The sequence below is a fragment of the Streptomyces sp. 63XJN7_1_ISO-PGPR-S23-121 genome, from assembly GCF_056173025.1.
Window position 1 is genome coordinate 7551418 of the sequence record NZ_CM149653.1, and the last position, 22289, is coordinate 7573706.

Consider the following 22289-nt stretch of genomic DNA (forward strand, 5'->3'; position numbering starts at 1 on the left):
GGCCAGGCGGGGAGGCTAACCCATGAACGGAGTACGGCCACAGGGTGACGTACGGGGGAACGGGGCCCCCGCGGGGGCGTGTCGGCCGGATGCCGGGGCTTCCGACCAGCGGCTGAGCCGTCCGACCTGCCCCTACGGGCACAGCCGGGGGCAGTGTCGGTGCCCCCGCTCCGGCCCCCCGGGCCGTTTCGGCGGGGGCAACGCGCGCGCGAGGCTGAGGGGCGTCCTGTCTCGTACCCCGAGGAGAGCAGAGCATGCCGTCCTACCTGTCGCCCGGCGTCTACGTCGAGGAGGTGGCCAGCGGCTCGCGCCCGATCGAGGGGGTGGGCACCTCGGTGGCGGCCTTCGTCGGACTCGCGCCGACCGGCCCGCTGAACGAGCCCACGCTGGTCACCAACTGGACCCAGTACGTCGCGGCGTTCGGTGACTTCACCGACGGGTACTACCTCGCGCACTCCGTCTACGGGTTCTTCAACAACGGCGGCAGCGCCGCGTACGTCGTCCGTGTCGGCGGTTCCGCCGAGGACGCCGCCGGCGAGGGACCGGGGACGGCCGCCGCCGCTCCCTCGGTCACGGGCGGCACCGCTCCCGCCGCGCTGCCCGCCGCCGAGCCCCGGCAGCTCGGGACGTTCGCCGTGACGGCCACCGCCGCCGGCGAGAGCGGCCCGCTGTCCGTCGAGGTCGCCGACCCCGAGGGCGAGGGCCCCGCCGAGCGCTTCAAGCTGATCGTCAAGGACGGCGACAAGCCGGTCGAGACCTTCGACGTGAGCGCCAAGAAGGGCAACCGCGCCTACGTCGTCACCCAGGTCAAGGAGCGCTCCAAGCTCATCACCGTGACGGAGGCCGCGCCGTCCGCGCAGCTGGCCCGTCCGGAGAACCAGACCGTGACCCTGCCCGCGCCGCCCGCCGCCCCGGCGGGCAAGGCCGCGCCGGTCTCCCGTGGCGACGTCGCGCACCCCGGCCCGGCGCAGTACCTCGGCGACTCCGCGGACCGCACCGGCTTCGGCGGCCTGGAGGCCGTCGACGAGGTCTCCATGGTCGCCGTGCCCGACCTGATGGCCGCCTACCAGCGCGGCGCGATCGACCTGGAGGCCGTCAAGGCCGTCCAGCTCGGCCTCATCGCCCACTGCGAGCTGATGGGCGACCGCGTCGCGGTCATCGACCCGCCGCCCGGCCTGAACGCCCGTCAGATCCGCGTCTGGCGCCAGGAGACGGCCGGCTACGACTCCAAGTACGCGGCCCTCTACTACCCCTGGATCAAGACCTTCGACCCGGCGTCCGGCCAGTCCCGCCTGATCCCGCCGAGCGGTCACGTGTCCGGCATCTGGGCCCGCAACGACTCCGAGCGCGGTGTGCACAAGGCCCCCGCCAACGAGGTCGTCCGCGGCGCCGTCGACCTCGAGCTCCAGATCACCCGCGGCGAGCAGGACCTGCTCAACCCGATCGGCGTCAACTGCATCCGCGCCTTCCCGGGCCGCGGCATCCGCGTCTGGGGCGCCCGCACCCTCTCCTCCGACCCGGCGTGGCGCTACCTGAACATCCGCCGGTACTTCAACTACCTGGAGGAGTCGATCCTGATCGGCACCCAGTGGGTGGTCTTCGAGCCGAACGACCACAACCTCTGGGCCCGCATCCGCCGCAACGTCTCCGCGTTCCTGGTCAACGAGTGGCGCAACGGCGCCCTGTTCGGCCAGAGCCCCGAGCAGGCGTACTACGTCAAGTGCGACGAGGAGACCAACCCGCCGGAGTCCGTCGACCTCGGCCGGGTCATCTGCGAGATCGGCATCGCGCCGGTCAAGCCCGCCGAGTTCGTGATCTTCCGGCTGGCCCAGTTCTCCAGCGGCAGCGGGGAGCTGGAGGAGTAGGCACACCCGCCCTCTCCCCGTAGTCCCCCTCCCATTCCCAGAAGGACAGCGAACACATGAGTCTCCAGCCGGGTGACGCCCTCACTTCACACAACTTCGGTCTCCAGATCGACGGTGTGATGGTCGAGTACCTCGCCGAGGTCAGCGGCCTCACCCTCGAACAGGACGTCATCACCTACCAGCAGAACAGCTCGCAGGGCCGCGCCGAGGTCGCACTGCTGCCGGGCGTGCAGAAGAACGGCCAGTGCACCGTCGTGCGCGGCATGACCCAGTCGGCGTCGTTCACCCAGTGGATCAACGACTCGATCCGCGGCCAGATGAGCACGGCCCGCAAGAACGCCTCCATCATCATGATGGACTACCAGGACAACCCGGTGAAGCGGTACAACCTGCGCAACGCCTGGTGCAGCAAGATCGACACGAGCACGGTGAAGGCGGGCGAGGCCGCGGCCCTGACCGAGACCGTCACCATCGTGTTCGAAGAACTGGTCATCGAGTAATGCGGCGTACGGCCGCCCAGGCACCCGCCGCGGCACCCCGGTCCGCGGCGGCGGGAGCGGACTCCATCCGTTCGGCTCCCGCCGCCGCGGCTGCCGACGCCCCGGCGGACCCGGGGCCCCGGCAGCAGCTCGTCACGGAGTTCCCCTTCGAGCTGCCGCGCGGTTACGTCGACGAGTCGGGCACGGTGCACCGGGACGGTGTGATGCGCCTGTCGACGGCCCGGGACGAACTGGTCCCGCTGCGCGACGTGCGCGTGCAGGAGAACCCCGCGTACCTGTCGGTGGTGCTGCTCGGCCGGGTCATCACCCGGCTGGGCACGCTGACGATGGTGCACGACGGGGTCGTGGAGAACATGTTCGCGTCCGATCTGGCGTTCCTCCAGGACTTCTACCGCCAGATCAACGCGGAGGGACACACCCGCGCGGCCGTGCAGTGCCCGCACTGCTCGGAGCCCTTCGAGGTGGAACTCGGCGGGAGCCGCCTGGGGGAATCGTGACGTACGCGACCGACCGGCTGCACGAGGAGATCGCGTACGTCGCCTACCACTTCCACTGGGGCCTGGACGCGATCCTGGATCTGGAGCACCAGGACCGACGCCGGTACACGGAGCAGATCGCGTCCCTCGTGACGCGCGCGGCGGAGGGCTGAGCGGTGGGAATCCTGGACCGGTTGCGGGGACGGCAGGGCGGTACCGGTGGGGCGGGCTCCGCGCAGAGCCCGGCCCCTGGCGGGGACGCGCCGAGTACGGCGAGCACGGTGGACGCGACGGCCACGGCTGAGGTCCCGGCGCCGCCCGTGGCCGTCGCCGCGTGGACGGCCCTGCCGCCGATCCAGCGGTCGACGGGCGGCCGGCGTCCCGGCGTCGCGGACGCCGGGTTCGGCGGACGGCTGCCGACCTGGCAGAACCCGTCGTTCAGCGGGGCGCCGTCCCCCGCGGTCCTCGACCCGGCGGCCGGCCACGGCCTGCTCTCGGGGGCGTTCGCCGAGCCGGCCCGGCCGGGCGCGGAGTCCGGCCCCCGTACGCGGGGGCTGCCTTCGGCGTCCCCGGCGGGCGCTCCCGCCGTGCAGCGCATGCCGGTGGCGCCGCTGCGGGCGATACCGGGGACACCCGCGTCGTCCCCGGCCGCGTCGCCGATGGCGCGTCCGAACGCTCCGCAGCCCGCCGCGGCGCCGGCCGCGTCCCGGGCACCGGTCCAGCGGTCGCGGTCCACGGCGCCTGCGTCGCCCGCGGCTCCGGCGGGGCCCCCGGCCCGGGGCGCGCACGGCGTCCGCGCGACTCCCGTGCCGCCCGCCGCGCCGCGCACGCGGGACCTGCTCACCAGGGCGCCGTCCGCGCCGGCGGCCGTGCAGCGACGGGCCCTGCCCGCGACCCGTCGGACGCCCGACGCCGCTCCGGCCTCCTCGGGCACCGCGCCGTCGTCGGCGGACGGCGACCGAGGAGGCCCCGGCACGTCTCCCGCCGGGCCCCCCGACCCGGCACCCGCGTCTGCCACGGCGCCCGTCCAGCGCGCGGCACACCCGCAGGGCCCCGCGCCCGCGGCGCGGACGCACACCTCCGGTCCCCGGGCGACGGCCGCGTCCCCGGACGGCCCGATGGCCGCCGACGCGTCTCCGGGCGCCGTCCGCCTGCCCGGCCCCACCACCGGCGCCCCTGCATCCGGCACCCCGGTCCAGCGGGCGACCCACGACGCGCGGCCCACGCCCCGCGGCACCCCGGCCCCGCGCACCGCCGCACGCCCCGCGAACGCCCCGGCCGGGGACACGCCGGCGCCCGGCGCCCCGGTCCGGCGGGCGACACCCGCCCCGCGCACGGGTCAGACCGGCACACCGGTCCAGCGCCCGTCGTCGGCGCCACGCACGAACCCGGCCGCGAACGCCCCGGCACCCGGAACTCCGGTCCAGCGGGCGACGCCCGCCCCCCGCACCAACCCGACCGGCAACGGCAACACGTCGGCGGGCAACCCTCCGGCACCCGGCACACCGGTACAGCGAGCGTCGTCGACGCCACGCACGAACCCGGCCGCGAACGCCCCGGCACCCGGAACTCCGGTCCAGGGGGCGACGCCCGCCCCGCGCACGAACCCGACCGGCAACGGCGACACCCCGGCGGCCGACGCCCCGGTCCAGCGGGCGACGCCCGCCCCGCTCGCGAAGCCGACCGGCAACCCGACCACGAACACCCCGGCACCCGGAACTCCCGTCCAGCGGGCGACGGCCGCCCCCCGCACGAACCCGACCGGCAACGGCGACACCCCGACGGCCGGCGCCCCCGTGCGCGAAGGCTCCGTCGGCGGTCAGGCGACCGGCCTCCCGGTGCAGCGGGCGGTGTCCCCGCAGGGCCCGCGGACCGCCCGCACGAGTACGGGTTCCGCCCCCGCGGGCAACCGGTCCCCGTCCGCCTCCGGCGGCACGCCGCCCGCCGCACCCGTGCCCCCGCCCGGCTCCGCGCCGAACGCCACCCCTGCCTCCGGCACCACTTCCGACGGCACGCGACCCACCACGCCGGTCCAGCGGGCCGTGCCCGGCTCCCCGCGGACCGCCCCGTCCGCGGGCGACCGGCGGACGCCTGCCCCCCACGACCCGGCAACCGGACTCCCGGTACAGCGGGCCGTCACCCCGGGCAGCACCGCGCCCGGCAGCGGCACGTCCGCACCGGCGGCGCGCCCGCAGGGCCGGCCCTCCGCGGCCGCCGGTCCGGCGACGCCCGCCACCGGCGGCACCCCGACGAGCACCCCGGTACAGCGCTCCGCGCCCAGCACCGTGCGCCCGGCCGCGGCACCCGGCACGCCCGCCGGCAGCCACGGCGGCGGAGCGACCGGCACGGCACCCGACGCCTCGGCCCCGCCCGTGCAGCGGGCCGTGTCGCGGAACATCCCCGCAGCGAGCGGGCCCCGGCCGGCCGCCACCGGCCGGCCACCGGCGGACGGCGCGGGACGCCACCCCGGCGCCACCGCCCCCCTCGCCACGCCCACGTCACCGCGCACCGCCGACGGAGCGACCGGAGCACGGCCCGCCCCGGCGAACAGCCCGGCCGACACGGGCGCCGCCACGGCTCCCGTCCAACGGCGGACGACGACGCCCGGCGGCCCGCCCGCATCGACGACCTCGCCGTCGCACCGAGCCCAGGGCACCCCCGCCCCGGCGACGCCCAGTACGACGCCGGCCCCGCCCACCGGCACCTCAGCCGTGCGCCCGGGCACGGTGGCACCCCCGGTGCAGCGCTCCACGGACGGAGCACCCGCGTCCGCGACGACTCCGGCGCCCGCCACGGCACCGGCCCCCGTCCGGCGGTCGCCGTCGGCCGCCGCCCCGGGGGCCTCCGACCGCCCGGCCCGTCCGACGACCGAAGCGGCCATCGCCTCGCCCTCCACCGGCCCCGCGGCCGTACGCCCCGGCCCGGTCGCCCCCGGCACCACGCCCCCGGTCCAGCGCGGCACCGCGGCACGCCGTCCGGGACTGGGCGCCCCCACCTCCGCACCGGCCCCCGTACGCCCGGCAGCGGCACCGGCCCCGGCACCCGAGCCCGCGCGCCCGGCCCCCGGCACGGCGCCCCTGCCCGGCGACCGGCGTCGCTCCCCGCTCGGCGCCCCCCTCACCACCACGCCGTCCGGCAGCACGCCGCTCACCACACCGGCCCCGGGCCCTCGCACGCCCCCGCCGGTCCAGAGAGCCACCGCACCCGTCATGCCCGGCCTTCCGGCCCCGGTGCCGAACAGCAACGTCTCCCACCCCACCGCCTCCACGCCCCCGCCGGCCACCCCCGGCACCGGCACCCCCTTCACGGGCCACCCCGCACCCCCGGCCCAGCGCGCCACCGCCCCCACACTCCCGCCGGTCCACCCGGCCACCCCCGGACCCGGCACCCCCTTCACGGGCCACCCCGCACCCCCGGTCCAGCGCGCCACCGCCCCCACACTCCCGCCGGTCCACCCGGCCGCCCCCGGACCCGGCACCCCCTTCACGGGCCACCCCGCACCCCCGGTCCAGCGCGCCACCGCCCCCGCGCCCCTGCCGAACCGGCAGGCCGCCACCCCGGGCCTCCCGCCATCGCCCGCATCCGCGACGCCCGCCACCCCGGCCGGCCCGCCGCCCCTGCCGATGCCCGTCGCGCCGCTGCCCGCCGCCCCGGGCGCCGCCGCGCCCACCGTCCAGCGCGCGCCCGCCAGGGCCGTACCGCTGCGCAGGCCCGCCCCGCTCGACGCCACCGCCGCCCGCGGTGCGCTGCCCGTGGCACCCCTGACCCCTCCCCCGGCGACCCCGCACCCCCCGCTCCAGCGCACGGCGCCGGCGAGGCCGGCCGCGGACAGCGCACCGGCGCACACGGTCCAGCGCCTTCCCGGCCGGACCATCGGCGCTCTCGCCGCGGCGGCGTCGGCCACCGTCGCCTCCACCCTGGAGCACTTCCGGACGCCCTCGTCCCCGCAGTCGCGGCCGAGCGGCCCGCCGCCGCCCTACGAGCCGCCCCCGTCGTACGGCGCGGCCACGGCCCCGCCCGGTGGCCGTCCGCCCTCCGTGGCGCCGGGTCCCCAGGCGGGCCCGCCGCCCGCGTACACGGCGGTCCCCCGGGGCGGGTTCGACCCGCGCGAGCTCACCGACTTCCAGCTCGACGAGCTGGTGCACCGGATCATCGGCCGCGTCACCCGCCTGGTCCGCACCGAACTGCGCATGGACCGCGAGCGGATCGGCAGACTCCGCGACCCCCGGGCCTGACCCCGGCCACCCCTCGCGTCCCACGGCTCACCCGACAGAAAGGCCACCCCGATGCCCCGCCAGGATCCGGGCTCCACGATCTGGTTCACCCTCACCATCGACGGCGAGAGCCTCGGTTACTTCAACGGGTGCGAAGGCCTGGCGTCCCAGGTGGAGGTCGAACAGCGCCAGGAGGGCGGCAACAACGGGTTCGTCTGGCAGCTGCCGACCCGCGTCACCTTCTCCACCATCCGGCTGACCCGCCCGCTCACCCCCGACACGGCCAAGGTCGCCAAGTGGATCTCCTCCGTGCAGACCGGCATCAAGCGGCCCACCGCGCAGATCTCGGCGCTGCGCGCGGACGGTTCGCTGGTCGCCCGCTGGGGGCTGATCGAGGTGCTGCCCGTCAGCTGGCAGGGCCCCAGTCTCGACCCGGCGAGCCCCGCCGTGGCCACGGAGGTCCTGGAGATCGCCCACCACGGGTTCACGGACTGACGGCGCCGCGGAGCAGAGAGGAAGACCCATGGCCAAGAGCAGCAACGGCGCCGGCAAGAGCCTCGTGCGCGCCAACCTCGCCATCCACGAGCCGCCCACCGGGACGACCACCACGCCCGGCGCGCTGATGCGGACGTTCGGCTTCGAGTTCAACCCGGCCCACCTGTCCCTCACCCAGCGCGCCCAGTGGAAGGCGACGCCGACCATGGCCGTACGGGACGGCTCCAAACCGGAGTTCATGGGTGCCGACCCGCGGGAGATGACCCTGGAGATCTTCCTGGACTCCTCGATGAAGCCCAACGGCAACACCGTGATGAAGAAGGTCGAGTCCCTGCTGCGCTGCTGCGACGTGACCGCCAAGAGCATCGCCGCCAAGCAGCCGTCACCGCCCTGGGTGGTCTTCGAGTGGGGTTCGTTCTCCACGGCGCGGTTCACCGCGTACGTCTCGTCCGTCGAGGCGCAGTACACCCTCTTCGGCACCACCGGTGTGCCGATCCGCGCCACCTGCCAGGTGTCGCTGGTGGAGATCCCCGGCCCGACCGAGGGACAGAACCCGACCTCCGGCGCCCTCACCGCCCAGCGGGTGCACCGGGTCGTCGCGGGGGACTCGCTCCAGTCGCTGGCCTGGAGCGAGTACGGCCGGGCGAACGCCTGGCGGGCGATCGCCGAGGCCAACGGCATCGACGACCCCTCCCACCTGCCGACCGGCACCGAGCTCATGCTGCCCGCCGCCGAGGAGGTGCCTCACTGATGGTGCGGCACGCTTTCTCCAGCATCGTCGAGGTGAGGATCGGCGGCGCCAAACTGCCCGCCGACATCGCCCCCATGCTCGTGGAGGGCTGGGTCGACCAGGGCGTCGGCGTACCCGCGGCCTTCCGCCTCACCTTTCGCGACCCCTACCGCCTGGTCCTCGGCAAGCTGAACGTGCAGTTCGGCACGCCGGTCGTCATCACCCCGGTGGCCGACGGCCAGGGCATCGGCAATCCCCTGCTCACCGGCGAGGTCACCGGCCTGGAGGCCGACTACGACGGCACCGGCAGCTTCACCGTCATCCGCGGCTACGACTACGGGCACCGCATGATGCGCCAGCGGCGCGTCGCCGCCTACCGCAACCAGAAGGCCTCCGACATCGCCCGCAAGCTCGCCGCCATGGACGGCGTGTCCATCGGCCGCATCCAGCCGACCAAGGGCATGTACGCGTTCATCAGCCAGTCCAACGTCACCGACTGGGACTTCCTCTCCCGGCTCGCCGACGAGAACAACATGGTCATGTCCCTGGACGCCAAGGGGAAGTTCCGGTTCGTCACGCCGAAGCCGTCGGCCGGAGCGCCCTCCCCGCGGACCGACGGCGACAAGAGCACCTTCGTGCTCCAGGCCGGCCACGACATCCTGCGGCTGCGGGCCGCCGTCACCGCCGCCGACCAGGTCGGCAAGGTCGAGTCGCGCGGCTGGAACGTCACCACCAAGAAGAAGATCACCGAGATCGCGCCCGCCACCACCGACCCGGGCATCAGCATCGGCTCGACCCCCGGCGAGGCCGCGGGGAAGTTCAAGTCGGCCAAGCTCGTCGAGACCGCCAACCCGTACGACCGGCAGGACGAGGTCCAGCACGCCGCGAAGGCCCTGGCCGCCGACGTCACCTCCTCCTTCGCCGAGCTGGAGGTCGCCGTCTACGGCCATCCGGACCTGCGTCCCGGCGTCCCGGTGGCCCTCTCCGACGTCGGCAAGCCCTTCGAGGGCAAGTACACCGTCACCTCGGTGCGTCACGTCTTCGGCGACGGCAAGCACTACGAGTCCTGGATCACGGTCAGCGGCCGCCAGTGGCGTTCGCTGTACGGGCTGGCCTCGGGCGGCGGGGGCGGCGGCGTGGACGCCGCGAGCGCCGCCCGGCTGCCCAGTGTCGCCAACGCCGTCGTCACCGACGTGCAGGACCCGCTCAAACAGGGCAGGGTCAAGCTCCAGTTCCCCTGGCTCGACGACATGTACGTCAGCGACTGGGCACGCAGCGTGCAGCTCGGGGGCGTCGGGGGCGGCGGCGTCTTCCCCATGGACGTCGGCGACGAGGTGCTCGTCGCCTTCGACCGGGGGGCGCTGGACCACCCGTTCGTCATCGGCGGGCTCTACAACGGCCGGGACCTGCCCACCAAGGTCTCCGACGTGCCCCTGCACGACGGCCTGAGGAAGAAGGCCGCCCGGCACACGCTGTCCGACCGCCAGGGCAACCGCGTCGACCTGCTCAGCCAGCAGACCGGCGGGCGCAAGCAGGGCGTCCGGATCGCCTCCGGCAACGAGAAGCTGATCATCAACCTCGACCGCACCAAGACGGAGATCACCGTCGACAGCAAGGGCACGGTCAGCATCACCGGCAGCCGTTCGGTGTCCGTGGAGGCGGGCACCAGCCTCCGGCTGCACGGCCGCCAGTCCGTCATGATCGACAGCGGCGGACCGCTCACCCTGAAGGGCAAGGGCCTGGTCAGCATGACGTCCCTGGGCGGGGCGGTGAACGTCAACGCGATGGGCGGCGCCATGAACCTGTCGTCGAGCGGCATGACGTCGATCAACGCCACCGGCATGGTCTCGGTCAACGCGGTGGCCAACGTGAACATCAAGGGCATCAAGGTCGATCTCTTCGGCGCCGTGTTCGTCAACACCGTGAAGTACCCCCTCCCGGCATGACCGGACGACCGCGCCGGCCCGCCCGGACCGCAGGAACAGCAGGAACAGCAGGAACAGGAAGAAGAAGGCAGGTGGCTCCCTGATGGCCGAACAGTTCGTCGGCTCCGGCTGGGCGTTCCCCATGCGCATCGGACCCACCGGCGGCATCGCCCTGGTCAGCGGCGAGCGCGAGGTCGAGGAGGCCATCCGCCTCGTCCTCGCCACCGCGCCCGGCGAACGGCCGATGCGCCCCGACTTCGGCTGCGCCATCCACGACCTGGTCTTCGCACCGGTCAACGAGCAGACCGCCGGCCGCATCCAGCACGAGGTGTACGTCAGCCTGGACCGCTGGGAGCCCCGCATCGAGGTCCACGACGTCGACGTCAGTACCGGTACCGACCAGAGCGTCCTCTTCATCGACGTCCGCTACTCGATCCGCGGCACCAACAACCCGCGCAGCCTCGTCTTCCCGTTCTACGTCATCCCCTCCCACGACGAGCCGGACCTCACCGACGGCCCCGCCGGCCTCCCGGGCTCTCCCGAAAGCGACCACTGATGTCCCTGCCCTCCCCCAACCTCGACGACCGCCGCTTCCAGCAGTTCGTCGACGACGCCAAGCGCTACATCCAGCAGCGCGCCCCGGAGTGGACCGACCACAACGTCTCCGACCCCGGCGTCACCCTCGTCGAGACGGTCGCCCACATGGCCGACCAGATCGTCTACCGCCTCAACCGGGTCCCCGAGAAGAACCACCTCGCCTTCCTCGACCTGGTCGGCATCACCCTCTTCCCGCCCTCCGCCGCCCGCACGGACGTCACCTTCTGGCTGTCCGCGCCGCAGGAGGACGCGATCCTGATACCGGCCGGCGCCGAGGTCGCCACCCTGCGGACCGAGCGCGACGACGCCGTCGTCTTCGCGACCGAGCGCGACCTGACCGTCGTGCCGTGCGCGCTCGGCCACCTGGTGACGCAGCGCCGCGGCGAACCCGTCACGGACCGCACCACGGACCTCGCCGAGGGCAAGGACCTGCTGTGCTTCGCCGAGGCCCCCAGCCCCGGTGACTGCATGCTCATCGGCCTCACCGCCGCCACCCCCGACTGCGCCCTCGCCCTGGAACTCGACAGCCGCGTCGACGGCGTCGGCGTCGACCCCCGCCAGCCGCCCCTCGTCTGGGAGGCCTGGACCGAGGACGGCTGGCAGCCCTGCGAGGTCGACCGCGACGGCACCGGCGGTCTCAACCGCCCCGGCGACGTCGTCCTCCACGTCCCCGGCGGCCACGTGCTCTCCCGCAACGGCGGCCAGGAGGCGGGCTGGATACGCTGCCGGGTCACCGACCCGCTGCCCGGCCAGCCCTTCTACACCACCTCGCCCACCATCCGCTCCGCCGAGGCGTACACCATCGGCGGCACCACCCGCGCCGTCCACGCGGAGACCGTCCACGACGAGGCCCTCGGCGAGTCCACCGGCCTGCCCGGCCAGCGGCTGCGGCTCGCCCACGCGCCCGTCGTCGCCGACGACCCGCCCCTCCTCCTCCAGACCGCCGCCGACGCCGGCTGGCAGGACTGGCAGGTCGTCCCGCACTTCGCGGCGTCCCGCCCCGACGACCACCACATCACCCTGGACGCCGCCACCGGTGAGATCGCCTTCGGCCCCGCCGTCCGCGAACCCGACGGCACCCTGCGCCAGTACGGCACCGTCGCCCCCAAGGGCGCCGTCATCCGCGCCCGCCGCTACCGCACAGGCGGCGGCCGGGCCGGCAACGTGGCGCGCGGCGCCGTACAGGTCCTGCGCACCTCCATCCCGTACGTCTCCGAGGTCGTCAACCGCGAGGCCGCCCGCGGCGGCGTGGACGGCGAGACCGTGGAGGAGGCGAAGCTCCGGGCCCCCATCACGCTGCGCGCCCAGGAACGCGCCGTCACCCTGCGGGACTACGAGGAACTCGCCCGCCGCGCCGCCCCCGAGACCGCCCGCATCACCTGCCTGGAGGGCAAGGAGGGCGACCACGGGGCCTACGCGGTCCGCGTCCTGGTCGTCCCGCAGGCCGTACCCGACCCGGGCGGACGGCTCCGCTTCGAGCAACTCGTCCCCGGCGACGCCCTCCTGGCCCGCATCACCCGCCACCTCGACGAACGCCGCCTCATCGGCACCCGCCTCGCCGTCGGCCCGCCCTACTACCAGGGCGTCACCGTCGTCGCCACCGTCCACGCCTTCCGCGGCGTCGACACCGACCGGGTGCGCCGCCAGGCCCACGACGCCCTCTACCGCCACCTCGACCCGCTCACCGGCGGCGCCGACGGCCGGGGCTGGCCCTTCGGCCGCCCGGTGCAGGCCGGGGAGGTCTTCGCCGTGCTGCAGCGCGTCCCCGGCGTGGAGCTCGTGGACGAGGTCGTCCTGCACCCCGCCGACCCCCTCACCGGCAAGCGCGGCGACCCCACCGACCGCATCGACCTCCAACCGCCCTCGCTGGTCTTCTCCTTCGACCACCGCGTCCGCGTGATCGGAGACGGCACGTGACCACCACGCCGTACCGGGGCTCCGTCGACGGGCTCGGCTCCTCCCTCCCGCTGGGCACGATGCTCCCCGCCGTCTTCGCCGACGACGACCTCGCCCAGCGCTTCGTCGGCGGCCTCGACGACGTCCTCGCCCCCATCCTCAACGTCCTCGACTGCCTGGACACCTACTTCGACCCGGCCCTCACGCCGGCCGACTTCGCCCAGTGGCTCGGCACCTGGGTCGGCGCCGAGACCGACGGCACCGAACCGGAGCCCCGGCTGCGCGCCGCCGTCGCCGCGGCAGCCCGCCTGCACCGCGTACGCGGCACCCGGCAGGGCCTGTCCGAGGCCGTACGGCTGGCGTTCGGCGTCGAGCCGGACATCACCGAGAGCGGCGGCGCCGACTGGAACGCCCGCCCCCTCGGCCCGTTCCCCGGCGCGCCCCGCCCCCGCCTCCACGTCGCCCTGCGGCTGCCCGACCCGTCCCCGGCCGACACCCACCGCCTGGACGCCCTCGTCGCGGCGGCCCGCCCCGCCCACATGCCCTACACCGTCGAAGTGACCGCCTCCGAAAGGACCCCGGAGAGATGACCACGCAGAACTGCGCCGAGTGCGGAACGCGCGCGGAACCGGGCCAGTCCTTCTGCGACGCGTGCGGCGCCGTGCTCCGCTGGGAGCAGGCCGGCGCGGCCCGCGCCGCCCGGCCCGCCGCCGGGGACGCCTCCGGCGCCACGGACACGCCCGCCACGACCGCACCGGCCGACGACGACGGCCGGCCCGCCCCCGGAGCCGACGGCGACTGGGCACCCCCGCCCACCGCCGGCACCGCCGCCCCTGCCCCACACCCGGAAACCCCCCGGCCCACGACCACGGCACCCGGCACGAGCACCCCGGGGGCCGGCACGGGCGCCGCGGGGGCCGGCATCGGCACCCCGGGGGCCGCCACGCACGCCGCGGGGACCGGCACGGGCACCCCGGGTGTTGGCGAAGGCACGCCCGGCACGAGTCACCCGGCGACCACCGCGGGCACTCCGACGCCCGACACGGGCCACCCAGAGGCCACCGCGGGCGCCCCGGGGACCCCGGAGGCCCCCGGCACCGGTGCGACCGCAGGAGCCGCGGGAGAGCCGGCGAGTGCCCCGGCGCCCGCGGGCACCGCCGACACCGTGAGCGCCGCGCGAGCCGCCAGGGCGGCGAGGGCCGCCAGAACCGCCAGGATCACGGCAGGCGCCGCGGCATCCACCGGCGGGGCCGCGGGCACCACCGCACCCCCGCGGGCCGACACCCGGCCCACCACCCCCGCCCCCTCCTGGCCGGCCGGCGCCGCACACCCCCCGGCCCCCGGAGCCCCCGGCACCACAACACCGGCGCCGCCCACCGGACCGAACGCCCCCTCCTGGTCCGCCGGCGCCGCACACCCCCCGGCCCCCGAACCGTCCGCACCCGCCACCGGCCCCGCCCACCCCGCGACGCCCGCCCGCGCGGACGGCGGCCCGACCAACCCGTACTCCGCCCCCGACGCCTCGGCCCCCCGCACCCGCGACGTGGACGAGACGGCGCCCACCGCCCCGATAGCCCCCGTTCCGGCGGAGCCCCCCGCGCCGAACGCCCTCAGCGACACCATGAACCACCGCGCGCGGTCCCTGCTCGTCCCCGTCGACGACCCCGAGGACCCCGCTCCCGCCCCGCCGCCCGCCGTCGCCCCGGTCCTGCCCGGCCGTCCCGACGCCGACCGGCCCCAGGTACGCGCCCCGGGCCACCGGCCGGACTTCGTGGGCGGTCCGCCCTGCCCGTGGTGCTCCACCCCCAACCGGCCCGACCGCCACTACTGCGCCCGCTGCGCGATGCCCCTGACCGCCACCGACGAGACCACCCAGGCACCGGCCCCCTGGTGGCGCCGCCTCTTCGGCGGCCGGCGCCGCGAGACCCCCTGGGCGGGCGACCGGCCCCGCCTGCGCCGCGTGTTCGACCGCATCGGCACCTGGGTCACCCTCGCCGTCGTCGTCGCCCTGGCGATCCTCGGCTTCGTCTACATCCCCGACGGCATCCAGGCCACCCGCGACCACTTCGCCAAGCGCGCCCCGGTCGCCCCGGACCGGATCACGGCCTCCCGCTCCTACAGCGGGCACTCGCCGAAGCTCGCCTTCGACCAGCGCAGCAACACCTGGTGGGGACCGGGCGTCGCGCAGTCCGGCCGCGGCGAGTGGATCGAGGTCGGCTTCAGCGAGCCGACCCGGCTGCTGGACCTGATCATCACGCCGGGCGTCTCCACCCGGGCCGACAAGCTCAGCGAGTCGGCCCTGCCGCACCGCATCAAGGCGACGATCACCAGGAAGGACGGCAGCACCACGACCCGCGACCTCACCCTGGACCAGGGCGCGGGCGGCCAGCGCCGCCCCTTCCGGGTCGGTGAGGTCACCAAGGTCCGCTTCACCATCGAGTCGGCCCACGCGGCCTCCGCCAACAAGCAGGTCGCCATCGCGGAGATCGAGTTCTTCGGCCCCTCCAGCGCGAACCGCACCTGACCCAGAACGACCGAGGGCCCCGCCGTCCAGCGGACGGCGGGGCCTCGTCATGGGAACACCGACCGGCTGCGTGTTGCGCGGACGGCAGGGAATTCCGGACGACACGCCTGCGCCTGGCGGTCCTGGACGTCGGGTTACGCCTTTCAATCCCTGTGGGTCACTCTTCTGCCTGCATGCTGTGGCCGGTCGGGACTGCGAAGTTCTAGTGGATGTTCCCTGACGGAAGGAGTGGCAGTGGTAACGACACAGACCAAAGAAAAGGTGCAGCTGGAGCCTGAAGATGTGGCACGGCTGCGTCGACTCCAAGAAGAGGTCACCGGGCGACTGGAGGAGATGGCTCTGATCGTGAGTCGCTACCTCGGCTTCGATGCGTCGGAGCCCAGGACCGTGAAGTTCGAACCGTCACCGGACGGCGGAAAGCGGATGCGCAACATCCAAGTCGTGTGCACGAAGACGGGCTGCGGCTGCTGGGCCTACGACAACGGCACCTGCTGGCCCTGTTGACGGGAAAGTGACACCGCAAGGAAAATCCTCACGCAACTCAGACGCCGTGACGGCTCCGAGTCGAGCTCGGCGCCGTCACAGGTTCCCTGGAGCATCCCCCCAGGGGAATCCGGTCACGCCTCAGCCGGTACCCGGCCGACTTCTCCGTAACTGAGGGCGCGCCCTGATCAGGGGTCCCACGTCTTGTTGCCGATTCACCATCCTTTCCCCAAGTGGCACCGCTCTCAACCGGGTGTGACGATAGGAGTAAGAAGCTTGGAAGGAGGGCGAGATGACGTCCCAACAAGCGGGTGACGGCAACGCCCTGATGCCCAACATGTGCGTCTCCAACGCTGACGTTCGACAGTCCACGTGGTACAAGTCCGCGTTCCGCGGTTCGTTGTTCGCCGAGTCCCTCATGGACGACTCCCAGTTCCTCTGGGTCAACACCCGACGATCAACATTCGCCGGTCTCAATATGGACGGCAGTCGTCTGGTGGGCTGCTCGATGCGCGATGTCGTCATGGAGGACTGCGACCTCCGGGGTCTGACCATCAACGGCGTGAAAGTTGAGGATTTGATCGCCTCGCGGGAAGGGGCACAGTGATGTCCACACCCATGATATTCATTCGTCCAGAGCTGCGTCCCGAATTGGCTGGCACATACGGCATTGAGCCGGTCGGTATCGAAGACGCGATCCGCGACGCAGTGGCGCGCGGAGAACGTCTGGACGACAAGAAGGACGGTGTAGACCGGCGCTTCCTGGAGGACGGCGGCACGGAGACCCGCGGCTCCGGCAAGGTGTTCCTCGCCGGCGGCACAGGCAAGGAGACCTGCGACACCGGCAAGGAGGCCTGCGATCAGTTGCGCGTCGTCGTCTACGGCGAGATCGAGGCCGTGCACGACTTCATCCGTCCGATCATCTAGCGAGACGACGTGATCCTGCTGCTGGGCGCCGATCCAGGGGATGCGGCAATGGCAGGATTCGCCGACTACCTGGCGAGTCATTCGATCCCGCATCTGGTTTGCAGTGATCTCGGTCAGCTCGGATTCGGTGTGTATCTGGATGCCTGCGGCCGGACGGGTGTCCGGCTGCACGTGCCAGGACACGGGACCCTACGTGGCGACGAGGTGGCGGTGTTCGTCCGTAATCCGTGGATGTTCGCGCTGGCCGAGGAGGTCAGCGCTGATGCCCGCTTCGCCGCCAACGAGTACTACGCGGCGTTGTGGGCTGTGTGCGCCTTGCTCCCCAAGGTGATCAACCGGCCCGGTCCGCAGGCATGGCAATACGATCGCGAAGTGCGCCGCAGCCTTGAGCGGTCGTCACTGCTGCCGGAGTACTGGACTACCGACCCGGGGCAACTGCTCGATCGGCGGGATGCCTGCACGTCACCCGAGGTGCATGTCGAGGACCTGCTCACCCATGAGTGCCGGATCATCGAAGACCCCGGCAATCTCGGCGGGCGGCTGAACCCGGGCGCCTCTCACCTGCGAGCGGTATTCGCACCATCGAGCCGATACGTAGTCCACGTATGTGTCGGGCAGAAGTCGTTCACCGTCCTCAACGAGCCCGATGTCGATGTCGACGAGGAGCGGCACAGGACGCTCCTGCGTGACCTCGCCGACACCCTGAGCCAACGTGGCATTCGCTTCTTCGCGGTCGCTCTGGTCACCGACCACCAGCAGAGGCCCATGGTGAGCCGCATCCTGACCGACCCTCCATTCTCCTGGTACCGCGCGCACGCCGACGCGGTGCATGAGCAGCTGTGTGTGGAGCTTGCCCGCCCATTCCCGGTGGTCTTGGAGGCCGCTCGGTGAGCGTTCTTATCGTAGGGTCCCCACATGACCGCACAACGGTCCACACTGTGCGCGCCGCACGACAGAGCCGCGTGCCCCACATCTTTTTCGACATCGTAAGATTTCTGCGGTTCGGCACCTACTGCTGGGACTTTCAGAGCAGATGCGGTCGATTGAGCGACGGCACCCTGAGGGTTGACCTTCCCGACACCGGTATCACCGGCATCTACGTTCGCATGGTCGACATCATCGACAATCTCGACAGCCGGGAACGCGCCGCAGCATCGGCGCGACTTACCGCGCTCACGGAAATTCTCGCCACCGTCGACACTTTCGTAGTCAACCGCCCTGGCTCCGACATGAGTAACTGGTCGAAGGTTTATCACCTCAGCCTGCTCAGCCGCTGCGGCTTCACCGTGCCCGAGTCGCTGCTCACCAACAACGAGAACGAAGCACGCGCATTCCTAGCCGCGACACCGAGCACTGTCTTCAAGGGGGCCAGCGGCGAGAAGACGATCGCGTCGGCGCTCGAACACGATCAGGTGAGCGAATTGCGACTGCTGCCCCACAGCCCAGTCCTGTTTCAGGAGCGTGTGCGAGGTGCCGACGTGCGCACGCATCTGGTCGGCAAGCAGCACTTCTCTGAACGGATCGACAGCGAAGGCGTCAACTACCAGTACTGTGAGGGCGTCAAGACCTTCACCCCGGCACGTGTGCCGCCGGACGTCGTCGAAAAGTGCCTGGCATACCAGGCGATGAGCGATTTGACCTTCATCGGGTTCGACTTCATGGTTGGTGAGGATGGCCGCCACACGGTCCTGGAAGCCAACCCGATGCCCGGTTACGACGGATACGATCGGCGCTTGGGTCTCCGCATCTCCGGCGCTCTGCTGAATCTATTGCAAGGATGCTAGACACCATAACCACACGACCGTCGGCACTGAGCCGTTTCCAACCTGATCCCTGTACTGCTCATCGACCTATGGTCAGCGGCGCTGACAGCCGGGTTAGCAGGGGCCTAGCCCTCCGGCAGCTCCCGTGAGGCGAACCAGTGGGGGAACGGTCCGGCGGAAGGCGAACGGCGGGGTGCGGTCGGTGAGCTGGCGCAGCACGAACTCACCGGTGCCGCAGTCGAAGCGCTGCCACTCACCGTCGTACCGCACCAGAACCGGCCAGTCGTCGGGATCGGCCGGTCCGGTCAGCCAGTGGAAGGTCAGCTCCTGCTCGGTGGTCCCCCATATGAGCACGCCGCCGGGCGCGGGGTGGACCGGGTATGGCCGGTACAGGTCGGCGTACCGCGCCATGTCCTGGCCCCAGGCGACTAGATCCGTGCCCAGCGCACCCGGTACCAGCAGGTCCAGGTACTCGTCGAAGCTGCCCGCACCGAAGGCGTCGACGATGTCCTTGTAGTCACCGGGCAGCGCGGCGCCCAGCGCTGCCTCCGTCGCGGCCCAGTCGACGCCGCACCGATCGGGCTCCGTCCGCCCGGTGGCCTCCCGCAGCAACGCCACCCACCCGACCCCGGGCGGGCGGGTGAACGCGCGCCGGGCGAGGATCACGACGCGGCGCGGGCCATCGGCGGTGGCCGTCACGCCGTATCCGAACCAGTGCTCGTACCAAGCCGCGCGGCTCAAGGGGGTCGAGCTGTCCCCGTCCGCGTACGTCTTCACCACCCGCACCGGCCGCCCGATCGACCCGCAGAACATCAACCGGTCGTTCTTCCGCATCACCGACACTGCCGGCCTTCGCGCATCGGACGTCACGTCGTGGATGTCGAACGCCCCGGACCGATCATCGGCCGGGGCGTTCTCGCTGTTCAGCGACAGAGCCCCCTGTCGGATTCGAACCGACGACCTTCGCTTTACAAGAGCGGCGCTCTGACCAGCTGAGCTAAGGAGGCAGGCATCGCGCGGCGGCGCGCGCGGAGGCTGCTCCACTGTACACAGAGCCGGTGAACGATGGGATTCGAAAAGATCGGCGAAGTTCACAGGCCCGCAGGTACTGACAGATCAGGTGAACGCCGGGTACCGTCCTGAGCCAGTTCACTCGTGTGGACTACACCAACCACCTTCCTACAACGGATCGTCCGGCACGTTCCTGCCGGTAGAAGGGGGCCCATTCATCATGGCCACAGTCCAGTTCGACAAGGCGACCCGCGTGTACCCGGGTTCCGACAAGCCCGCCGTCGACGGTCTCGACATCGACATCGCGGACGGCGAGTTCCTCGTCCTGGTCGGCCCGTCCGGCTGCGGCAAGTCCACCTCGCTCCGCATGCTCGCGGGGCTCGAGGACGTCAACGGCGGCGCCATCCGCATCGGCGACCGCGACGTCACCCACCTGCCGCCGAAGGACCGGGACATCGCCATGGTGTTCCAGAACTACGCGCTGTACCCGCACATGACCGTCGCCGACAACATGGGCTTCGCGCTCAAGATCGCCGGCGTCAACAAGGCGGAGATCCGGCAGAAGGTCGAGGAGGCCGCGAAGATCCTCGACCTCTCCGAGTACCTGGACCGCAAGCCGAAGGCGCTCTCCGGCGGTCAGCGCCAGCGTGTCGCGATGGGCCGCGCGATCGTGCGTGAGCCGCAGGTGTTCCTCATGGACGAGCCGCTGTCCAACCTGGACGCCAAGCTCCGCGTCTCCACGCGTACGCAGATCGCCTCGCTCCAGCGCCGCCTGGGCATCACCACCGTCTACGTCACCCACGACCAGGTCGAGGCCATGACCATGGGCGACCGGGTGGCGGTGCTGAAGGACGGTCTGCTCCAGCAGGTCGACTCGCCGCGCAACATGTACGACAAGCCCGCCAACCTCTTCGTCGCCGGCTTCATCGGCTCCCCGGCCATGAACCTGATCGAGGTCCCGATCACCGACGGCGGTGTGAAGTTCGGCAACAGCGTCGTCCCGGTCAGCCGGGACGCCCTGCAGGCCGCCGCCGACAAGGGCGACCGCACGGTCACCGTCGGCGTCCGCCCCGAGCACTTCGACGTGGTGGAGCTGAACGGCGGCGCGGCCGCGTCGCTGACCAAGGACTCCGCGAACGCCCCGGCCGGCCTCGCCGTCACGGTCAACGTCGTCGAGGAGACCGGCGCCGACGGCTACATCTACGGCACGGTCGAGGTCGGCGGCGAGACGAAGGACCTCGTGGTCCGCGTCAGCAGCCGCGCGGTGCCGGAGAAGGGCGCGACCGTCCACGTCGTGCCGCGGCCGGGCGAGATGCACGTGTTCTCGTCCTCCTCCGGTGAGCGCCTCTCCGACTGAGGACCCGTGCGCACCGGGGACTCGCGTCCCCGGCACGGGTGAATTCGCCCCGCGTCGACCAGAAGGGCCCCGCAACCTGCTGCGGGGCCCTTTTCGATGTCGACAAATACCCCGCCACAACGGACGTTTCGAGCAGTGTGCGTCAACCCGTTACCCATTTTCCGGCCCTTTCCCATCCCCCGAACCGGTGACTAAATGTCGCCAAATCATCACCGGGCGCTACCCTCACTCGCGTGAAGCACTCCGTGAAGCACTCCGCCTCCCAGCAGACGCGCAGCGGCCGGGGCCCCGCCCGCCGGATCGGCCGTTCGCTCGCCTTCGTCCTGCCCGTCGTCCTGGTGCTCTCCGGGACCCTCGCGGTCACCCGGGTCAACTGGTCGGGGGACCCCTCCAACTCGGTGCTCACCGCGTCGGACGCCTCCGCCGCCGGGGCCTCCACGCACGCCGCGCCCCGCGCCCCGCACGAGGTGCTGCGCGACCGGCTGCTGACCGAGCTTCAGGAGGAGGACCCGGGCGTCGCCCTCACCCACCTCCAGCAGGCGGTCGACGACCGCCCCTCGCTCGCCCGGCACTGCGCGTCCATCGCCCGAGCCCTCGGCCGGGCCGCGGTGAAGGTCTACGGCCCGACGCGTGCCCAGTCGTACGCGCGCCCCGTCTGCGACACCACCTTCGCCTCGGGCGTGCTGGCCGCGCACCGCTGAGCACCCCCGGCCGAGCACCCCCACGGGGCCGACGGGACGCCACGTACAGTTCGGGGCATGACCGATCCGAACGCCGCGTCCCGCCGCCCCGTTCAAGCCGTCGTCCTGGCCGGCGGGCAGGGTTCCCGCCTGCGCCCCTACACCGACGACCGGCCCAAGCCGATGGTCGAGATCCCGGGTACCGGAACCCCGATCATCGGCCATCAGCTCGCCTGGCTCGCCGAGGAGGGCGTGACCGACGTGGTGGTCTCCTGCGGCCACCTCGCCGAGGTGCTCCAGAAGTGGCTGGAGACCGCCGACCTCCCGCTCTCCGTCACGACCGTGGTGGAGCCCGAGCCCCTCGGCCGCGGCGGCGGCCTGAAGTACGCCGCCGCGCGTCTCCCCCACCCGGACCGGCCCTGGTACGCCACGAACGGCGACATCTGGACGCGCTTCTCCCTGCGCGACATGGCCGACTTCCACGCCGAGCGGGACGCCGTCGCGACCCTCGCCCTGGCCCGCCCCCGGCTGCCGTGGGGCGCCGTGCAGACGGACGGCTTCGGGCACATCACCGACTTCATCGAGGCACCCCCGTCGACCTTCGAGATCAACGCGGGTGTCTACGTCTTCTCGCCCGCCTTCGCGGAGATGCTCCCGGAGCGCGGCGACCACGAGCGGACGACGTTCCCCCGGCTGGCCCGTGAGCACCGGCTGGCCGGTTTCCCGATCCCGCAGGGCTCCTACTGGCGGGCGATCGACACCGCCAAGGACCTGACGGAAGCGGCCCGGGAGCTGGCCGCGCTCAGCCGCTGAGCCACGGCCGCCGGGCCACCGGGCGTACACGTG

The 22289-nt window shown here is 72.9% G+C and carries 21 protein-coding genes and 1 tRNA gene; 20 read left to right on the top strand and 2 right to left on the bottom strand.

Annotated features, from left to right (window positions below; translation table 11 throughout):
- Nucleotides 1–254 precede the first annotated feature (254 nt).
- The 17 genes from AC0VYN_RS33720 (at nt 255) to AC0VYN_RS33800 (ending at nt 18416) form a co-directional block, all read left to right on the top strand.
- A complete protein-coding gene (locus tag AC0VYN_RS33720) occupies nt 255–1865 on the top strand; it encodes a phage tail sheath subtilisin-like domain-containing protein (protein ID WP_475534027.1) in 1611 nt (536 codons plus the stop codon).
- Between the two features lie 56 nt (nt 1866–1921).
- Nucleotides 1922–2365, top strand: a complete 444-nt coding sequence (locus AC0VYN_RS33725; RefSeq protein WP_475534028.1) for a phage tail protein — start codon at nt 1922–1924, stop codon at nt 2363–2365.
- Complete coding sequence (locus tag AC0VYN_RS33730; protein ID WP_451627627.1) at nt 2365–2862, top strand: hypothetical protein; 498 nt, start codon at nt 2365–2367, stop codon at nt 2860–2862. Before AC0VYN_RS33725 ends, AC0VYN_RS33730 begins: the two co-directional genes overlap by 1 nt.
- Nucleotides 2859–3014 carry a DUF6760 family protein gene (locus AC0VYN_RS33735; RefSeq protein WP_385472989.1) on the top strand — a complete coding sequence of 52 codons (156 nt, stop codon included), beginning with the start codon at nt 2859–2861 and terminating at the stop codon, nt 3012–3014. The genes AC0VYN_RS33730 and AC0VYN_RS33735 overlap by 4 nt, the downstream gene beginning before the upstream one ends.
- A gap of 108 nt (nt 3015–3122) precedes the next feature.
- Entirely contained in the window at nt 3123–7076 is a 3954-nt protein-coding gene (locus AC0VYN_RS33740; protein WP_475534029.1) for a hypothetical protein, read from the top strand.
- A gap of 51 nt (nt 7077–7127) precedes the next feature.
- A complete protein-coding gene (locus AC0VYN_RS33745) occupies nt 7128–7550 on the top strand; it encodes a phage tail protein (RefSeq protein ID WP_239765808.1) in 423 nt (140 codons plus the stop codon).
- Nucleotides 7551–7578: 28 nt separating this feature from the next.
- Nucleotides 7579–8301, top strand: a complete 723-nt coding sequence (locus AC0VYN_RS33750) for a CIS tube protein (protein WP_385472073.1) — start codon at nt 7579–7581, stop codon at nt 8299–8301.
- A complete protein-coding gene (locus tag AC0VYN_RS33755) occupies nt 8301–10226 on the top strand; it encodes a VgrG-related protein (protein ID WP_475534030.1) in 1926 nt (641 codons plus the stop codon). Before AC0VYN_RS33750 ends, AC0VYN_RS33755 begins: the two co-directional genes overlap by 1 nt.
- Nucleotides 10227–10308: 82 nt before the next feature.
- Nucleotides 10309–10761, top strand: a complete 453-nt coding sequence (locus AC0VYN_RS33760) for a GPW/gp25 family protein (protein ID WP_385472068.1) — start codon at nt 10309–10311, stop codon at nt 10759–10761.
- On the top strand, nt 10761–12719 hold the full coding sequence (locus AC0VYN_RS33765; protein WP_386924147.1) for a putative baseplate assembly protein: 1959 nt from the start codon (nt 10761–10763) through the stop codon (nt 12717–12719). The genes AC0VYN_RS33760 and AC0VYN_RS33765 overlap by 1 nt, the downstream gene beginning before the upstream one ends.
- A 59-nt stretch (nt 12720–12778) precedes the next feature.
- The gene (locus tag AC0VYN_RS33770) at nt 12779–13288 is read left to right on the top strand and encodes a phage tail protein (RefSeq protein WP_385472089.1); all 510 of its coding nucleotides are present in this window, start codon (nt 12779–12781) and stop codon (nt 13286–13288) included.
- Nucleotides 13289–13863: 575 nt separating this feature from the next.
- Nucleotides 13864–15222, top strand: a complete 1359-nt coding sequence (locus tag AC0VYN_RS33775) for an NADase-type glycan-binding domain-containing protein (protein ID WP_475537037.1) — start codon at nt 13864–13866, stop codon at nt 15220–15222.
- A 234-nt stretch (nt 15223–15456) separates the two neighbouring features.
- Nucleotides 15457–15726, top strand: coding sequence for a hypothetical protein (locus AC0VYN_RS33780; RefSeq protein WP_475534031.1), 270 nt, complete (start codon nt 15457–15459; stop codon nt 15724–15726).
- Nucleotides 15727–15997: 271 nt separating this feature from the next.
- Nucleotides 15998–16312, top strand: a complete 315-nt coding sequence (locus AC0VYN_RS33785) for a pentapeptide repeat-containing protein (RefSeq protein ID WP_475534032.1) — start codon at nt 15998–16000, stop codon at nt 16310–16312.
- On the top strand, nt 16312–16632 hold the full coding sequence (locus AC0VYN_RS33790) for a hypothetical protein (protein WP_475534033.1): 321 nt from the start codon (nt 16312–16314) through the stop codon (nt 16630–16632). The genes AC0VYN_RS33785 and AC0VYN_RS33790 overlap by 1 nt, the downstream gene beginning before the upstream one ends.
- A gap of 9 nt (nt 16633–16641) precedes the next feature.
- Nucleotides 16642–17523 (top strand): hypothetical protein, encoded by an 882-nt coding sequence (locus AC0VYN_RS33795; protein WP_475534034.1) that lies wholly within the window; start codon nt 16642–16644, stop codon nt 17521–17523.
- A 152-nt stretch (nt 17524–17675) separates the two neighbouring features.
- Nucleotides 17676–18416 (top strand): ATP-grasp domain-containing protein, encoded by a 741-nt coding sequence (locus AC0VYN_RS33800; protein WP_475534035.1) that lies wholly within the window; start codon nt 17676–17678, stop codon nt 18414–18416.
- Nucleotides 18417–18509: 93 nt separating this feature from the next.
- Here AC0VYN_RS33800 and AC0VYN_RS33805 read toward each other — a convergent pair whose 3' ends face one another.
- A complete protein-coding gene (locus tag AC0VYN_RS33805; RefSeq protein WP_475534036.1) occupies nt 18510–19229 on the bottom strand; it encodes a hypothetical protein in 720 nt (239 codons plus the stop codon).
- A 99-nt stretch (nt 19230–19328) separates the two neighbouring features.
- Nucleotides 19329–19402, bottom strand: a tRNA-Thr gene (locus AC0VYN_RS33810).
- Nucleotides 19403–19626: 224 nt separating this feature from the next.
- Here AC0VYN_RS33810 and msiK point away from each other — a divergent pair.
- The 3 genes from msiK to AC0VYN_RS33825 all read left to right on the top strand — a co-directional run bounded on the left by msiK (nt 19627) and on the right by AC0VYN_RS33825 (nt 22256).
- Nucleotides 19627–20763 (top strand): diacetylchitobiose ABC transporter ATP-binding protein MsiK, encoded by a 1137-nt coding sequence (gene msiK, locus AC0VYN_RS33815; RefSeq protein ID WP_475534037.1) that lies wholly within the window; start codon nt 19627–19629, stop codon nt 20761–20763.
- A 245-nt stretch (nt 20764–21008) separates the two neighbouring features.
- Nucleotides 21009–21464 (top strand): hypothetical protein, encoded by a 456-nt coding sequence (locus AC0VYN_RS33820; protein WP_475537038.1) that lies wholly within the window; start codon nt 21009–21011, stop codon nt 21462–21464.
- 57 nt (nt 21465–21521) lie between these two features.
- The gene (locus tag AC0VYN_RS33825) at nt 21522–22256 is read left to right on the top strand and encodes a nucleotidyltransferase family protein (protein ID WP_351023082.1); all 735 of its coding nucleotides are present in this window, start codon (nt 21522–21524) and stop codon (nt 22254–22256) included.
- Nucleotides 22257–22289 lie beyond the last annotated feature (33 nt).

Excerpts from the sequence above, each read along its gene's own strand:
- AC0VYN_RS33720 (WP_475534027.1), top strand. The coding sequence starts at position 255 with ATGCCGTCCTACCTGTCGCCCGGCGTCTACGTCGAGGAGGTGGCCAGC.
- AC0VYN_RS33725 (WP_475534028.1), top strand. The coding sequence starts at position 1,922 with ATGAGTCTCCAGCCGGGTGACGCCCTCACTTCACACAACTTCGGTCTC.
- AC0VYN_RS33730 (WP_451627627.1), top strand. The coding sequence starts at position 2,365 with ATGCGGCGTACGGCCGCCCAGGCACCCGCCGCGGCACCCCGGTCCGCG.
- AC0VYN_RS33745 (WP_239765808.1), top strand. The coding sequence starts at position 7,128 with ATGCCCCGCCAGGATCCGGGCTCCACGATCTGGTTCACCCTCACCATC.
- AC0VYN_RS33750 (WP_385472073.1), top strand. The coding sequence starts at position 7,579 with ATGGCCAAGAGCAGCAACGGCGCCGGCAAGAGCCTCGTGCGCGCCAAC.
- AC0VYN_RS33755 (WP_475534030.1), top strand. The coding sequence starts at position 8,301 with ATGGTGCGGCACGCTTTCTCCAGCATCGTCGAGGTGAGGATCGGCGGC.
- AC0VYN_RS33760 (WP_385472068.1), top strand. The coding sequence starts at position 10,309 with ATGGCCGAACAGTTCGTCGGCTCCGGCTGGGCGTTCCCCATGCGCATC.
- AC0VYN_RS33765 (WP_386924147.1), top strand. The coding sequence starts at position 10,761 with ATGTCCCTGCCCTCCCCCAACCTCGACGACCGCCGCTTCCAGCAGTTC.
- AC0VYN_RS33770 (WP_385472089.1), top strand. The coding sequence starts at position 12,779 with ATGCTCCCCGCCGTCTTCGCCGACGACGACCTCGCCCAGCGCTTCGTC.
- AC0VYN_RS33785 (WP_475534032.1), top strand. The coding sequence starts at position 15,998 with ATGACGTCCCAACAAGCGGGTGACGGCAACGCCCTGATGCCCAACATG.
- AC0VYN_RS33790 (WP_475534033.1), top strand. The coding sequence starts at position 16,312 with ATGTCCACACCCATGATATTCATTCGTCCAGAGCTGCGTCCCGAATTG.
- AC0VYN_RS33805 (WP_475534036.1), bottom strand. The coding sequence starts at position 19,229 with ATGCGGAAGAACGACCGGTTGATGTTCTGCGGGTCGATCGGGCGGCCG.
- msiK (WP_475534037.1), top strand. The coding sequence starts at position 19,627 with ATGGCCACAGTCCAGTTCGACAAGGCGACCCGCGTGTACCCGGGTTCC.
- AC0VYN_RS33825 (WP_351023082.1), top strand. The coding sequence starts at position 21,522 with ATGACCGATCCGAACGCCGCGTCCCGCCGCCCCGTTCAAGCCGTCGTC.